This window comes from Rhodococcus sp. KRD175, from assembly GCF_017168275.1.
Lineage (GTDB): Bacteria > Actinomycetota > Actinomycetes > Mycobacteriales > Mycobacteriaceae > Rhodococcoides > Rhodococcoides fascians.
The window spans coordinates 36,812-51,618 of the sequence record NZ_JABFAQ010000025.1 but is presented as its reverse complement, the minus strand read 5'-3'; the positions used below and the strand labels follow the sequence as shown (position 1 = coordinate 51,618).

Below are 14,807 nucleotides of genomic sequence, written 5' to 3'. Positions count from 1 at the left end.
TCAGCGACCCAACGTCGCTCCGATCAGAATCAATCTCATCGCTCGCTCCGTGGCATCGGTCAGAAACTCGGCACCTCGTTCGAGCGCTTCGACCAGTTCGACCGGCGAGGGCAGAATGCCTGCGAAGGCGTCGATACCCGAGTCGTAATTGGCCCGGGCATCGAGACCGATGGTGCCCGCGAGCGCCACCACTGGTTTGCCGTGGAGCTTCGCTCGGCGCGCGACCTCCGTAGGGATCTTGCCCTTCGGCGTCTGCTTGTCGATGGAACCCTCGGCGGTCAACACCAGATCGGCCGTCGCGATGAGGCTGTCGAGATCGACATGATCGAGCATCACCTCGAAGCGCGGTAGGAGCTCTGCTCGCAGGACTGCAGCCACGCCGGCACCCATCCCGCCGGACGCCCCCGTGCCCGGCCCGGTGCGCAGGTTCAGGCCCGAGGGCCGTGTCGACACGTCACGCTCGAGCACCTCGGCCCAGCGGTCCATCGCAGCCGACAGAACCTCCACTTGCCCCGGAGTGGCACCCTTCTGCGGTGCGAAGACCCGGGCGACTCCCCCCGGTCCACACAGAATGTTGTGCGGATTGCATGCGACCCTGATCTCCACACCGCTTCCCGGAGTCAGACGTGGATCGAGACCGGACACATCGATGTGATCGAGACGGACCAACTCGCCTCCGCCGTCACCCAATTCGAGGCCTTCGGCATCGAGGAGTCGCACTCCGAGTGCTTGGAGCAAACCTGCGCCGCCGTCCGAAGTACCGGAATCACCGCAGCCCAAAAGAATTCGTTCGGCACCGTAATCGAGGGCGGCGCGGATGAGCTCACCGACTCCGCGGCTCGTGGTGATCGTCGGGTCACGCATATCTCGCGGAACCAGCGACAGGCCGGCCGCCGCTGCCATCTCCACGACCGCTGTGATCGGCCCGTCGGTTCCCAGGAGAGCGAAATGGGACGCCACCGGCGTGCCGACCGGCCCGGTCACGACGGCGTCGATCACCTTTCCCAGGGTGGCACCGGCAAGTGCGCGGGCAGACCCTTCACCCCCGTCGACCAGGGGAACCGAGCTGACGATGGCACCGGGCACCACCCGGCGGATACCTGCACCGATAGCCACTGCGACCTCGTCGGCACCGAGGGATTCCTTGAACCCGGACGGGGCGACGACGAAGCGGAGAGGAGTTGAAGAGGGCATGGTGATCGTGTCCTTGTCGGAAGTCGGAGATCAGGAGATGGGAGTGCCGAGCAGAGGCCACACGGCCACGGCGAAGAACAGCACGGTCACTGCGGTCAGCGGCGCGAGGAACGCGGACAGCCGCAGCAGGTCCTTCGGTGAATATGTATCCACACCTTCGGCTTTGGCGAAGATCGCCACTGGCTTCGCCGAGGACGGCATGGTGTGGCAGAAGCCTGCCGCAGCCGTCGAGGCGAAGGCCGCGGCCACTGGATCGATGCCGAGCGCCACAGCCGTGGTGACGACGAGTGGAACCAGCACGGACGAACGGGCCGAGCGAGATTGGATGAGAAGATGTGACGCCACGGACAGAACGATCACCACTGCAATGAACACCCAGGGCGGGGCCGATCCGATCGGGACCACCGTGAACAGCCCGTCCGAGAGCCACCCTGCCGCACCGGACGTCGTCAGCGCGGTCCCGAGGGCCAGCGTCGCCGCCATGAACAGCAGCAGCGACCACGGCACCGTCGACAGCGCCTTGCCGAAATCGGTGGTACCGAAACGCGGAGAGGTGGAGATCAGTGCACCGAGCAGGGCGATGATGGCGGGGTGCACGCCGTGCAGCGGTTCCGAGCACCACAGCACGATGACGACGGCCAGCAACGTCGCGGCCCGGTTCTCCGCGATGGTCAGCGGTCCCGTCACCGGGGTGGGAAGCCGCGACGCCATGTCGGATACGTTCACCGCCAGTGGGATTCGGCGATCCTCACGATCGGTGAACAGCAGCAGTACGAGTTCGGCCGCACAGTGGCTACTGACCACGGCCAGCGGCACACCGAGCAACAACCACGCGGTGAAGCTGATGCCGGTGCCCGTCGCACTTTCGAGCACCTGGCTGGTGATCAGATGTGCCCCCGCGCCGATGAGGGTCGCCACAGCGGACAGCAGGATGACGGTGGGAAACAGGATTGCCAACGCCCGCACCACCCGCTTGCGCTCGGCGAGCGCCTGCGCCAACGCCAAGAACACCGGCAGCGCAAGTGCCGCACGACCCGAGGTGGCAGGAATTGCGAATGCCGTCACGATCAGTGCAGACGTCACCAAATGGGCGAGCTGGCGTACGCTGCCCGCACCGCTGACGATGAACACCGCTGCGCGCGTTGCCAAACCGGACTCGCGAACTCCAGCGGCGATGATGAACGCCGCGATGAGAAGCCAGATGGTCTCTTCGCCCAGAGTGTCGAACAAGGCGTCGGTGCTGACTACACCTGTCAGTACCAGAGCCAGTGCGGCACCGAGTGCGACGTAGGTGTCGTCGATCTTGGTGAACACCCAGAGGGCGACAGCTGCCGAGAAGACGACGAGCGTCGTCCGTCCCGCGCTCGGCAACCCTTGCGCCGCGCCGGCGAGCACGGCCAACAGCACCAGCAGTGCAACCGAACTGACGACGAGCTGAACCACCCGGCGGGTCCACAGATCGCGAAAGCGCCACGCCCGCATCGGTTGCGGAAGGGGAGGTGGCTGCGTCCTGAAGCTGACCGTGTTCATGATTACCAGTCTGGAGCCGACCGATGAAACGCCGATGAACAGTCCATGAGCGTTCTTTCATGAGCGGTTCTGCTCAGGCCAGGCGGTACCCCATCCCGCGCACCGTCTCGATTCGATCGGAGCCGATCTTCTTGCGCAGCATACGAACGTAGACGTCGACGACGTTGGAGCCGGGGTCGAAATCGTATCCCCATACGTGACTGAGGATCTGCTCACGAGAGAGGACCTGCCGTGGGTGACGCAGAAACATCTCGAGCAGAACGAACTCGCGCGATGTCAGCGACACCACCACACCGTTCACCACGGCACGTCTGGTGTGCAGATCCACAGCCAGAGAGCCTGATTCCAGAACGGAGACCGAGGGCTCTCGGTCACCGCCACGCAGCCGCAGTCGAACACGTGCAAGCAGCTCCTCGAACCGGAACGGCTTGGTCATGTAGTCGTCCGCTCCCCCTTCGAGGCCGGTCACGGTGTCGCGCACCGAGTCCCGGGCCGTCAGGATGATCACAGGAATACCGACACCGGTGCCTCGTAGCGATTCGATCACCTCGAACCCGTCCTTGCCCGGCAGGCCCAGATCCAGAACGACGAGATCGAAGTCTCCGGTCGTCGCATAATCGATCGCGGAGATGCCGTCGGCCACGGTGGTCGTGGTGAAACCGTTGGCCCGTAAACCCTTTTCGATGAAGGACGAGATGCGGACGTTGTCCTCGGCGATCAATATTCGGCTCATCGTCGGTCTCTCATCGTGCCGGCAGGTCCAATCCGAAGGTCGCACCCGCACCGGGTCGACTGTCGAGCGTCGCGGCACCGTGGTGCCCGTCGGCAATTGCTCGCACGATGCTCAGCCCCAGCCCTGCGCCGCCACTGTCCGAGCGACGCGAGCCACTGCTTCCGCGGGCGAACCGTTCGAAGATGGTCGACGCATCCACGCTGGACACACCGGGCCCGGTGTCGCTCACCCACAACCGAACTCGGTCCAGGGCGAGCTCCGAGCCCACGACGATCCGGTCACCGGTCCGGGTGTGCGACACCGCATTCTGCGCCAGCTGAAGCACTGCCTGCGTGACTCGCTGCGGATCGACCCGCACCGAGCCCGTACCGACGTGCCCCAGAATCCAATCGCGGTCGGCCAGCGCTCGCACCTTGGCGTCGATGTCGCGCGTGAGGATCTCGAGATCGACCGGTTGCTTGCGGACGAAATCCGGCCGCTCGGCTTTGGCAAGGATCAACAGGTCCTCCACGATCCGGTTCATCCGGTCCAACTCGTCGGTGACGAGCCGAACCGTCTCTTCACGCTCGTGTGGGTCCTCACCCATCAGTTCCAGATGCCCACTGACGATCGTGATCGGCGTACGTAGCTCATGGCTCGCGTCGTCCACGAATTGTCGCTGCGCGGCGAACGCGGACTCCAGCCGGTCGAGCATGTCGTTGAACGTGTCCGCGAGCTCGGCGACGTCGTCGCGGCCCTCCACCTCGATCCGCCTGGACAGATCGTCGGTGGTGATCTGGGCCGCGGTCCGGCGAACGAGACGTACGGGCGCAAGAATCTGCCCGGCCACCACCCAAGCGATACCGCCGGTGAACAGAAGTGCCATGAGCGATACCCCGACAACTACACGAATGGTGTTGGACACGTCTGCGCGCTCACGGTCGACCAGGATTCCGATAGCGAACGTCCCGGCCTGGCCCCCGCCGGAAGGTTCGGCCACCTGTTTCGCCCAGATGACTTCTCCCTCCGAGGTCGGTGTCGATCCCACGCTGTCGGGTGAGTCCACGATGGCCGATACGACAGCGGCGTCGGCGACCAGATCCCCCGGACCGCCGCGCTCCTGACGCAGGAGTCGATCGGTGTATCCGAACAAGATCTCGTCGTCGTCCGGGTACTGACGCTGCAGGTGCAACTGGAGCAGATCTGCCACATTGCCGAACGGCAGACCGTCGTCCGGGTCACGGCCGGTCGCCGCGAACTCGCTGAACTCGCTGATCTCCTGCTCGAGCGCCACTGCGGTGTCTCGCTCGACGTCCGCGAGGAGGATCGTTCGCACTGCAACGCCGACGGCCAGCATGGCCAACGCCATCACGAACAACAGCCAGCCGAGGATGCGCACCCGTGCCGGAACTCGGCTTCCCACCCGGGGGCGACGAATCGCAGGCTCGCGCTCGAGTCCCGTCGGCGCGAGCACCTCGGTGCGGGCGTTGCTGCCGTCGATCATCTTTTCGGTCGAGTTCACCCGTCGTCATCTTCCGCATCGTCGTCGCCACCCACATCGTCCTGGTTGCCGACGTCGTCGTCATCATCCCCGTCCGGCAGAACCACCACGGGCGGCGGGGCCGGCACGACGATGGATTGCGGTGCTGATGGCGGAACGGCTGGAGCATTCCCGACCGACGGCCCCGTGTCGGTAGGAGCGCCTGCGGTGATGGGTGGGGCTGCGGTCGCCGGTGGGGCTGCGGTCGCCGGTGGGGCTGCGGTTGTCGACGGGGCAGCAGTCGTCGATCTGGCTGCGCCCGACGTCTGAGGTGCACCGCTCGACGTCGCGACTCCGACGGTGACGCGCGGCTCGAAGCTCGGTGGCTGCGGGGCGTCGGCCAGCACGGTGCTCGCGAGCGCGACGCCTACCGGCACGATCACCACACCCGCCAGGACTGCAATCTTGGGTGCGAACTTCACACCGCCACACTCCCTCCGGTGCGTGAGACGACGATGAAGGCGACATGAGTAAATTTTCATGTCCGCGATCGGACCGAACCTCGACGGCATACGGGTCCCGCCGAGCCGGGTGCTATACCGCAGCTGCGTGTGTCAGCGTGCCTGCACAGACCGTTGCCCTGATCTCCGTCTCCGCCAGATCGTGCACCGAGCGATGCACCGGGTGCTCCTCGAGAACGACGATGTCCGCGACGACCCCGACGCGGAGCGCACCGCGGCCGCCGCTCGCCGCCTGCAGTGCCGCGCCGAGAGGAACCGATTCCTCGGCACGCCACGGCGGCCGGTCGTCGTCGGTTCGGAATACCGCGGCCGCAACGCCTGCCAGGGGCTCCGGCGGACTCACCGGAGCGTCGGAACCGAAGAGAAGCGTGGCACCGCTTCGATGGAGCGACCCGTAGCCGTAGGCCACCGAGCGCCGACCTGCCCACAGATTCTCGGCGATGTCGCGGTCGGCCATGGCGTGCTGCGGCTGCACCGACGCCGCAACGCCCAGCGACGCGAAGCGTGCGATGTCTTCGGGGACGAGCTGCTGCGCGTGTTCGATACGACCTCCGCAACCGGCCCGCGCGAACGCATCGAGCGCAACGCCGTTCGCCCGGTCACCGATCGCATGGACAGCAGAGGTGATTCCGCCGCGAGCCGCGCGAGCGACGAGCTCGAACAGTCCGTCGCGGGTCTCGAGCAACAGTCCGTAGGCGTTGTCACCGTCGACGCCCGGATAGCGATCGTGACAGCAGGCCGTTCTGGTGTTCAGCGAGCCGTCGAGCATGACCTTCAGCGGTCCGCGCCTGATCATGTCCGAGACGGCCGAGACGTCGCCGGTGCGCTCCCCTCGATCGAGCGCTTCGTCGAGCCACTGCGGCCACACCGTGGTGGCCACGCGCACTGCGGGAGATCCGGCCGACAGGCGTCGATCCCAGACCGTCCGGTTGTCCGCGAACTCGAAATCGACGACGCCGGTCACTCCGCGGACCGCCAGTGCCGCGGTGGCGTCGAGCACAGCTCGGTCCAACTCGGCCGGGTCCTCCAAGGCCTCCAGCGCCATGACGGCCTCGAGGCCGTCGACGTCACGAAGCACTCCGGTGGGATGGTCGATACCGAGATCGCGCAGCAGCGCCGGACTCAGCCACAGCGTGTGCAGGTCCATGCTCGTCAACGCCACACGCACACCGGGCAGCGCGTTCTCGAGCAGGTCCTTGTGTGGTTCGTCGGGCCACTGCGCGTCCCGAAACCCGTTGGCGCGCACTACGGAATCGCCTGCTGTGCGCGCATAGGGAAACACCAGTGCCACGGCATCGGCCGCCGACGAGGCCGGCCCGACGTCGATACGCCGCCGCGCCGCTGCCCATTGCGTCAGATGAACATGACTGTCCACGAAACCCGGCAGGGCCACTCCCCCCGCCCCGTCGACGACCTCGACGCCGCGGGTGCGATCGCTACCGGCCGGGGTGATGGACCCGATGGTCGAGCCGACGAGTTCGATGTCGAAGAGCACGCCGGAATCATCCAGTGCGACATTGGCGATAATCACTCCTGGGACTCTAGAGCGTCGCCCCCGACGCAGGCGCGCATGCCATCCTCTAGCAATGAAGACAGAGCCTGTGGCGATGCAGACAGATCGGATCGACCCCGTCGGATATCACGCGACCGTCACGGTGCGGTGGTCGGACATGGACGCATTCGCGCACATCAATCACGCCCGGATGGTCACTCTGCTCGAAGAGGCGCGCATCGAATGGCTGCTCAGCGAGGGCGAGGCCAACGAAAGCCTGATCAAGAGTGCGTTGATCGCGAACGTCACCATCGCGTACAAGAAGCCGCTTCGGCACTCGGACGGTCCGCTCGACGTCACACTCTGGTTCGAGAAGGTACGTGCGGTCGATTTCACCATCGGCTACGAGGTACGAGCAGCGGGCGCGGCCCCGGATTCGCCGCCTGCGGTGGTGGCGACCACTCGCATGGCGATGTTCGACGTCGGGGCAGAGACTCTGCGCCGGATCGCACCCGAGGAGAAGGCCTACCTCGCGCGCTGGACTCGCTGATACTCCGCCGCACGATCTGCGAACCAGCGCACCGCCTCCGGATCGTCGACGGCACTGGTGTCGAGAGCAGTTGTCTCGGCAGCACCTTGGAACATTTTCTTGAGCGGGACTTCGAGCTTCTTACCGGTCCGCGTGTGCGGGATCGCGGGCGCTGCGACGATGTCGTCGGGAACGTGCCGCGGGGACGCCTGTGTCCTGATGACGGCAACGATGCGCTCGCGTAGCTCCGCGGTGAGCCCATCCGGGACCACCACGAACAGCGGCATCCAGTATCCCCCGTCGGGCTGTTCCATGCCGAGCACCAGGGCCTCGGTGACCTCGTCGAGAGATTCGACGGCCTGATAGATGTCTGCGCTTCCCATTCGAATCCCGTTGCGGTTCAGCGTCGCATCGGAACGACCGTGCACGACGACGCTGCCGCGTTCGGTCACGGTGATCCAGTCGCCGTGCCGTCAGATGCCCGGATAGGTATCGAAATACGCGTCCCGATAACGGGTTCCGTGGGGTTCGTTCCAGAACCGCACCGGCATGGACGGCATCGGTTCGGTGACGACCAGTTCGCCCACTGCGCCGTGCACCGACCTGCCTGCCTCGTCGAAGGCGTCTAGCGCGACCCCCAGGAACGGAACCGACAACTCGCCCGCCCAGACCGGCACGGTCCGCACTCCCCCGGCGAACGCCGACACCACATCGGTACCACCGGAGATCGAGAACACCGGTACGTGGGCTCCGACCTTCTCCGACAACCAGATCGACGACGTCGCGGGCATCGCAGACCCGGTGATCCCGATGGCGCGCAGGCTCGAAAGATCGTGATCGGCACCGGGGTGTGCGTCCGCCTTGATGCACGCGAGGACGTACCCGGGGCTGGTACCGAGGTACGTCACGCCCTGCGCGGCCGCAATGCCCCACAGCGCATCCGTTCTCGGGAACGCTGGATTTCCGTCGGTGCACACGATCGTGGCCCCGACGAGCAGACCGGCCACCTGGAAATTCCACATCATCCAGCTCGGGCTCGTGTACCAGAAGAACACATCGTCGGGTCCTAGATCCGAGTGCAGTGCAACGGATTTGAGATGCTCGAGCAGCACGCCACCATGGCCGTGCACGATCCCCTTGGGTCGTCCCGTCGTCCCCGACGAGAACACGACCCACAACGGGTGATCGAACGGCACTGCGACCGGAGCGAGCTCGCGCGGTGTCGCGGTCGCGTCCGCCCAATTCAGCCTAATCCCCGCGGTTCCCACAGTCCCCGCGCTTCCCACAGTCCCGGCAGCGTCGCCGATCGTGACCACCGTGCGTACCGTCGGCAATCCCTCTGCGAGAGTGTTCACGTCCGCATCTTTGTCGCGGAAGGCCCCTCCGTAGACGTACCCGGACGCGGTGATCAACGCCGCGGGATCGAGCTGTCCCAATCTGTCGAGTGCTGCCGCCGCCGAGTAGTCCTGCCCGCACGCAGCCCACACCGCGCCCAGACTTGCTGTCGCCAGGAAGGCGATGACCGCCTCGGGCACGTTCGGCAGGTATCCGACGACGCGGTCGCCGCGTCGGACGCCCGCGTCGGACAGGGTGCCCGCCAACGCACCGGCCTGGGCGATCATCTCGGACCACGTGACGGTCCGGGTCGAACCGTCCTCGGAGGCATGAACGATGGCGGCTCGATCTCCTCGAGCGTGCCGGACGACCTGATCGACGTAATTCAGCTCGACACCCGGGAACCACTGCGCCCCCGGCATACCGTGGCCCTCGAGGACCGACGCCGGCTCGATGGTGGAGCGAATGTCGAAGTAGTCCCACACGGCTTTCCAGAACGATTCGATGTCGTCGATCGACCACCGCCACAACGCTGCGTAGTCGGGCAGCGTCACCTCGTGGCGCTCCTCGACGAACCGGGTGAACTCGGTGACCCGAGCGTGCTCGACATCGGTATCGGTGGGCGTCCACAGCGCACTGGTCATGGACGTCAGTATGTCAGCCCAACGGCTGGGTTCAGATCAATCCGAGCGAGCGTTCACGCATCTCGACCTTGCGCACCTTGCCGGTGACGGTCATCGGGAACTCGTCGACGATGTGCACGTAGCGCGGAATCTTGTAATGCGCGAGGCGACCGTCGCAGAACTGCCGCACCGCGTCCGAATCCAGTGGTGCGGCACCGTCTCTGAGCTGTATCCACGCCATCAATTCCTCGCCGTACTTCTCGTCGGGCACACCGATGACCTGAGCGTCGAGGATGTCGGGGTGGGTGTAGAGAAATTCCTCGACCTCGCGGGGATAGATGTTCTCGCCGCCGCGAATCACCATGTCCTTGATGCGCCCGGTGATCGCGACGTAGCCGTCACCGTCCATGACCCCGATGTCGCCGGTGTGCATCCACCCGTCGCTGTCGATGGCCTCTGCGGTCTTGTCGGGCTGCTCCCAGTAACCGATCATCACCGAGTAGCCACGGGTGCACAGTTCACCCGCCTCGCCTCGCGGCAGTGTCTCACCGAGAACGGGGTCGACGATCTTCACTTCGAGGTGCGGTCCCACACGACCGACAGTGGACACTCGCTGCTCGATCGAGTCGTCGCTGCGAGTCTGCAGCGATACCGGCGACGTCTCGGTCATGCCGTAGCAGATGGACACCTCTGCCATTCCCATGCGTTCGATGACCTGCTTCATCACCTCTGTGGGACAGGGTGATCCGGCCATGATTCCGGTACGCAGGCTGCTCAGATCGAATTCGCCGATGTTCTCCAGTGCCAACTCGGCGATGAACATGGTCGGTACGCCGTAGAGCGAGGTGCACTTCTCATCGGCCACGGCCGTCAACGTCGCCACCGGGTCGAACGCGGGACCGGGGATGACCATCGTTGCTCCGTGCGACGTGCACGCGAGATTGCCCATCACCATGCCGAAGCAATGGTAGAACGGCACCGGAATGCAGACCCTGTCGTTCTCGGTGTAATGGCAGAGCTCGCCGACGAAGAAGCCGTTGTTCAGTATGTTGCGGTGACTGAGCGTCGCACCTTTCGGGAAACCCGTTGTACCCGAGGTGTATTGAATGTTGATCGCGTCGTCCGGGCGAAGTGTGCTCGACACGTCGGCGACCATCTGCGGAGTCTTCGCCAACGCTCGGTGCCCTCGATCGGTCATCGCTTCCCACTGAATGCTTCCGATGAAGAGGACCTCGCGCAGAGTTGCCACTTCCGGTCGCACGTCGTCGATCATGGCCGTGTAGTCGGACCCTTTGAACTCGGTGGCCGACAACAGCACCGAGACACCCGCCTGTCTCAGCACGAACTGCAGCTCGTGCGAGCGGTACGCCGGATTGATGTTGACCAGAATTGCCCCGATCTCCGCCGTCGCATATTGCGCCAGCGTCCATTCGGGGCAGTTCGGTGCCCAGATCCCTACTCGATCGCCTACTTGTACTCCGGCCACGAGAAGCCCCGCCGCCAACAACTCGACGTCCGCCGCGAACTCCGAGTAGGTCCACCGCCTGCCCGATGCGACATCGACGAGGGCATCGCGTTCGGCGTGCCGCTCGACGGTGCGATGCAGGTTTCGGCCGATCGTGTCGTCGAGTATCGCTGTGTCCGAATCGCCGCGGGCGTAACTGTCCATGAGCCTCACGGTAGTGACGCCGGTCACGGCCGGCCACCCCCGAATGGGGGTCCTACTCCAGCGTGATGACGTCCGCAGCCTCGAGCACCTCGGCGCGCGACGTGTCCTTGAGCGCGACGCCGGACCGTCCGAGCTTCCTGGCTCCGGCCAGCAGACCTGCCACGATGCGGGCCGACTGCGCGTACCCCTGCCCCTCGGGCGGGTGGATGTTGGAGATGCAGTTGCGATCGGCGTCGGTACGACCGGGCTTGGGGAGGTGCGTCAAATAGATGCCGAGACTGTCCGCGACGGACAGGCCGGGCCGCTCCCCGATGAGAACCAGTACCGTCCGCACGCCCATCGCCGCCGCGATGTGATCACCGAGCGCCACTCGGGCCTCGGTCGCAACGACCGGAGCAGCAATCGAATACCGTTCGGCAAGTTCGGTTTTCAACGCTTCCACCATGGCGACACCGTGATCGGCCAGGGCCCGGGGAGACAATCCGTCGCTCAGCACGATGCCTATCTCGTCCTCCGAATGTGCAATCGCCGACAAATCCTTCGGCTGACGACCCAGGTCCGGACGACGCAGATACTCGGCCCGGCTCGTCGCCAACGACGTCACCACCGACGGTGTACCGAGCCCCACCTGCTCCACCCGACGTACGAACTGGTCGACCTCGAGTGGCATGTGCACCGCATCTCGGGCCGCGGCGTGCGCCGAGCGAAACTCGAGCACCCGCGTCGTCGGCAACGAATCGCCGATGCGCCCCAGACCGATCCGAGCTTGGGTACTCGCCCGCAACTCACCCCAGAACTCTGCCTCGGGTCGTTCCGCAGGCGTGCTCATCGCGCACTCATCAAGGCCCGCAGCGGCGATCCCGCGGCATCGACGTCGAGGACTCGGCCGTCGGCGTCCGCCATCCCCAGCCGCGAGAGCCAGGACTCGAATTCCGGTGCGGGCCGCAGACCGAGGACCTGTCGCACGTAGAGCACATCGTGGAAGCTCAAGGACTGGTAGCCGAGCATGACGTCATCGGCTCCCGGCACAGCGATGACGAATGCGACGCCGGCCGCACCCAGCAGCGTCAGCAGCGTGTCCATGTCGTCCTGATCGGCCTCGGCGTGATTGGTGTAGCAGACGTCCACTCCCATCGGTAGTCCGAGGAGCTTGCCGCAGAAGTGGTCTTCGAGGCCTGCCCTGATGATCTGCTTGCCGTCGTACAGGTACTCGGGCCCGATGAATCCGACCACGGTGTTGATCAGCAGCGGCTCGAGATCACGGGCCACCGCGTACGCACGCGTCTCGAGGGTCTGCTGATCGACGGGCCGGTCGCCTGTACCGATGTGCGCGCCTGCCGACAGCGCCGAACCCTGGCCCGTCTCGAGATACATGACGTTGTTCCCGACGGTTCCGCGGTGCAGCGATCTACCCGCCTCGTTGGCCTCACGGAGCAACGAAATGTTCACGCCGAAGCTGGAATTGGCGCCCTCGGTACCCGCGATGGACTGGAACACCAGATCGACCGGAACTCCTTTGTCGATCAATTCCATCGTCGTCGTCACGTGCGAGAGCACACAGGACTGCGTCGGGATCTCGAATCGCTGCCGAATCTCGTCGAGCAGATGCAGCAGGTCGGCGGTGGCCTGAGGTGAGTCGGTCGCGGGATTGATCCCGATGACCGCGTCACCCGACCCGAGGAGCAGCCCGTCGAGTGTGGCCGCGGCGATGCCACGCGGGTCGTCAGTCGGGTGGTTGGGTTGCAGACGCGTGGTGAGAGTTCCGGGTAGGCCGATCGTCGTCCGGAACGCCGACGTCACCTGCGCGGCCCGAGAGACCGCGATCAAATCCTGGTTCCGCATGATCTTGCTGACCGCCGCGACCATCTCGGGTGTCAATCCGGCCGCGACCGATCGCAGTGTCGCGGCCGCATCGGGCCCCGCGGTCACCTGCAGCAACCAATCCCGAAGACCTCCCACGGTCAGGTGTGAGACGGCCCCGAACGCGATGCGGTCGTGAGAATCGATGATGAGCCTGGTGACCTCGTCGCTTTCGTACGGAACGAGCAGATCGTGCAGGAAGACATCGAGGGAGACCTCGGACAACGCCCACTGCGCGGCAGCCCGTTCGGCATCGGATTCGGCCGCGCAACCGGCCAATTCGTCACCCGATCGCAGCGGTGTCGCTTTGGCCATCAGGTCGACCAGACCGTCGAACGTGTAGGTGGTCCCGGATACCTGCTGGGTGTAGATCGTCATTCCAGTTCGGCCTCGGCCTCGGCCAGTGCGGCGAACTCCTCGTCGGGTGAGTTGGCGACCAGATGATGTCTGCTGTAGATGCCGAAGTAGGCCATGAACGCGACGAACACGGCCAGACACCACAGTGCCGCAGTGGAGTCGACGACGAAGGTGGCGACGACGGCGAGTGCCGCGATGATCAACGCGAATCCGGTGGTCACAACGCCCCCGGGGGTTCGGTACGGCCGTTCCATGTTCGGCTCGTTGCGGCGAAGCACGATGTGGCTGACCATCATCAGAACGTAGCTCAGTGCCGCACCGAACACGGCCATGTTCAGCAACATTCCGCCCTGACCGGTCAGGGAGAGCAGGAATCCGATGACACCGGGCACGATCAGCGCGAGCGTAGGGGCTTTGCGAGAGTTGGTGATGGACAGCGTCTTCGGCAGGTAGCCGGCACGGGACAGCGCGAAGAGCTGACGCGAGTACGCGTACATGATCGAGAAGAAGGACGCGACCAGTCCGGCCAGGCCGATGTAGTTGACGATCTTGCTCGCAGTTCCGTCACCGAGCGCCTCCACCAACGGGTTTCCCGATTCCTTGACGGCGTCGGCCCCGCCCGCTCCGGTCACCAGGAACAGCACGACGGCACCGGTGACGAGCAGTACGCCCATGGCGGCGATGATGCCGCGCGGGACGTTCTTTGTCGGATCCTTGGCCTCCTCGGCGGCCAGCGGCACGCCCTCGATGGCGAGGAAGAACCAGATGGCGAACGGCACAGCCGCCCAGATGCCGAGGTAGCCGAACGGCAGGAATCCCGAGGCTCCGGCTGCGTCGGTCGGCGCGATGTCGGTCAGGTTGCTCGCATCGAATTGTCCGAGGGCAGCGATGGCGAACACGATGAGTCCGACCAAGGCGATCGCGGTGATGACGAACATGATCTTGAGGGCTTCGCCTGCGCCGGAGAGGTGAATTCCGATGAACACGGCATAGACCACCAGGTACACCCACCACCCGTCGGTGATCCCGAACAGTCCGAGCGATTCCACGTACGCGCCGATGAACGTGGCGATGGCGGCGGGAGCGATGGCGTACTCGATGAGAATGGCTGTGCCGGTGGCGAACCCGCCCCACGGTCCGAGAGCACGGCGGGCGAAGGTGTAGCCGCCGCCCGCCGCGGGCAGTGCCGAGGACATCTCGGCCATTCCGAGGACCATGGCCAGGTACATGCCCGCGATGATGATCGCCGCGATGAGCAGACCACCGAAGCCGCCTTCGGCGAGACCGAGGTTCCAGCCCGAGTAGTCACCGGAGATGACGTAGCTGACACCGAGGCCCGCGAGAAGTACCCACCCGGCGGTCCCCTTCTTCAAGGTTCTCTTGGCCAGGTAGTCACCGCCCTCGACGTGCGACTGTGTGCCCTCGTAGGAGCCGGATTTCGGGTGAGGCGACTGTGGATCTTTCACGGACATTGCAAGCCTCTCGTACCAGGTCCCTCGCGAGGG

The 14,807-nt window shown here is 65.3% G+C and carries 11 protein-coding genes and 1 pseudogene; 1 reads left to right on the top strand and 11 read right to left on the bottom strand.

The genetic code is table 11. The features are described 5' to 3' along the window. From J1M81_RS24075 to J1M81_RS24050, 6 genes are all read right to left on the bottom strand, one after another. The gene (locus J1M81_RS24075; RefSeq protein ID WP_027496297.1) at nt 1-1,194 is read right to left on the bottom strand and encodes a glycerate kinase; all 1,194 of its coding nucleotides are present in this window, start codon (nt 1,192-1,194) and stop codon (nt 1-3) included. 30 nt (nt 1,195-1,224) lie between these two features. Beyond that, entirely contained in the window at nt 1,225-2,724 is a 1,500-nt protein-coding gene (locus tag J1M81_RS24070; protein ID WP_241258429.1) for an SLC13 family permease, read from the bottom strand. Nucleotides 2,725-2,797: 73 nt separating this feature from the next. Continuing rightward, entirely contained in the window at nt 2,798-3,457 is a 660-nt protein-coding gene (locus tag J1M81_RS24065; RefSeq protein ID WP_206498995.1) for a response regulator transcription factor, read from the bottom strand. Nucleotides 3,458-3,467: 10 nt separating this feature from the next. Next, nucleotides 3,468-4,958 (bottom strand): ATP-binding protein, encoded by a 1,491-nt coding sequence (locus J1M81_RS24060; RefSeq protein ID WP_283348275.1) that lies wholly within the window; start codon nt 4,956-4,958, stop codon nt 3,468-3,470. Continuing rightward, complete coding sequence (locus J1M81_RS24055; RefSeq protein ID WP_206498994.1) at nt 4,955-5,398, bottom strand: hypothetical protein; 444 nt, start codon at nt 5,396-5,398, stop codon at nt 4,955-4,957. The genes J1M81_RS24060 and J1M81_RS24055 overlap by 4 nt, the downstream gene beginning before the upstream one ends. A gap of 112 nt (nt 5,399-5,510) precedes the next feature. Next, entirely contained in the window at nt 5,511-6,968 is a 1,458-nt protein-coding gene (locus J1M81_RS24050; RefSeq protein ID WP_206498993.1) for an amidohydrolase, read from the bottom strand. A 76-nt stretch (nt 6,969-7,044) separates the two neighbouring features. Between J1M81_RS24050 and J1M81_RS24045 the strand changes: the two genes are divergently transcribed. Continuing rightward, nucleotides 7,045-7,479, top strand: a complete 435-nt coding sequence (locus tag J1M81_RS24045; RefSeq protein ID WP_206499003.1) for a thioesterase family protein — start codon at nt 7,045-7,047, stop codon at nt 7,477-7,479. Here the strand turns inward: J1M81_RS24045 and J1M81_RS24040 are convergent. The 5 genes and pseudogenes from J1M81_RS24040 to eat form a co-directional block, all read right to left on the bottom strand. After that, nucleotides 7,455-9,437 (bottom strand): annotated as a pseudogene (locus J1M81_RS24040) (acetoacetate--CoA ligase). The gene J1M81_RS24045 and the pseudogene J1M81_RS24040 overlap by 25 nt on opposite strands. A gap of 31 nt (nt 9,438-9,468) precedes the next feature. Beyond that, nucleotides 9,469-11,085 carry an AMP-binding protein gene (locus tag J1M81_RS24035; protein ID WP_206498992.1) on the bottom strand — a complete coding sequence of 539 codons (1,617 nt, stop codon included), beginning with the start codon at nt 11,083-11,085 and terminating at the stop codon, nt 9,469-9,471. A gap of 52 nt (nt 11,086-11,137) precedes the next feature. Continuing rightward, complete coding sequence (eutC, locus tag J1M81_RS24030; protein ID WP_206498991.1) at nt 11,138-11,914, bottom strand: ethanolamine ammonia-lyase subunit EutC; 777 nt, start codon at nt 11,912-11,914, stop codon at nt 11,138-11,140. Continuing rightward, complete coding sequence (locus J1M81_RS24025) at nt 11,911-13,323, bottom strand: ethanolamine ammonia-lyase subunit EutB (protein ID WP_206498990.1); 1,413 nt, start codon at nt 13,321-13,323, stop codon at nt 11,911-11,913. Before J1M81_RS24025 ends, eutC begins: the two co-directional genes overlap by 4 nt. Beyond that, nucleotides 13,320-14,774, bottom strand: coding sequence for an ethanolamine permease (gene eat, locus J1M81_RS24020; RefSeq protein ID WP_057474226.1), 1,455 nt, complete (start codon nt 14,772-14,774; stop codon nt 13,320-13,322). The genes J1M81_RS24025 and eat overlap by 4 nt, the downstream gene beginning before the upstream one ends. Between the last annotated feature and the right edge of the window lie 33 nt (nt 14,775-14,807).

Coding starts and splice junctions, on each gene's coding strand:
- J1M81_RS24025 (WP_206498990.1), bottom strand. CDS start 13,323: ATGACGATCTACACCCAGCAGGTATCCGGGACCACCTACACGTTCGAC.
- J1M81_RS24065 (WP_206498995.1), bottom strand. CDS start 3,457: ATGAGCCGAATATTGATCGCCGAGGACAACGTCCGCATCTCGTCCTTC.
- eat (WP_057474226.1), bottom strand. CDS start 14,774: ATGTCCGTGAAAGATCCACAGTCGCCTCACCCGAAATCCGGCTCCTAC.
- J1M81_RS24035 (WP_206498992.1), bottom strand. CDS start 11,085: ATGGACAGTTACGCCCGCGGCGATTCGGACACAGCGATACTCGACGAC.
- J1M81_RS24045 (WP_206499003.1), top strand. CDS start 7,045: ATGCAGACAGATCGGATCGACCCCGTCGGATATCACGCGACCGTCACG.
- eutC (WP_206498991.1), bottom strand. CDS start 11,914: ATGAGCACGCCTGCGGAACGACCCGAGGCAGAGTTCTGGGGTGAGTTG.
- J1M81_RS24070 (WP_241258429.1), bottom strand. CDS start 2,724: ATGAACACGGTCAGCTTCAGGACGCAGCCACCTCCCCTTCCGCAACCG.
- J1M81_RS24075 (WP_027496297.1), bottom strand. CDS start 1,194: ATGCCCTCTTCAACTCCTCTCCGCTTCGTCGTCGCCCCGTCCGGGTTC.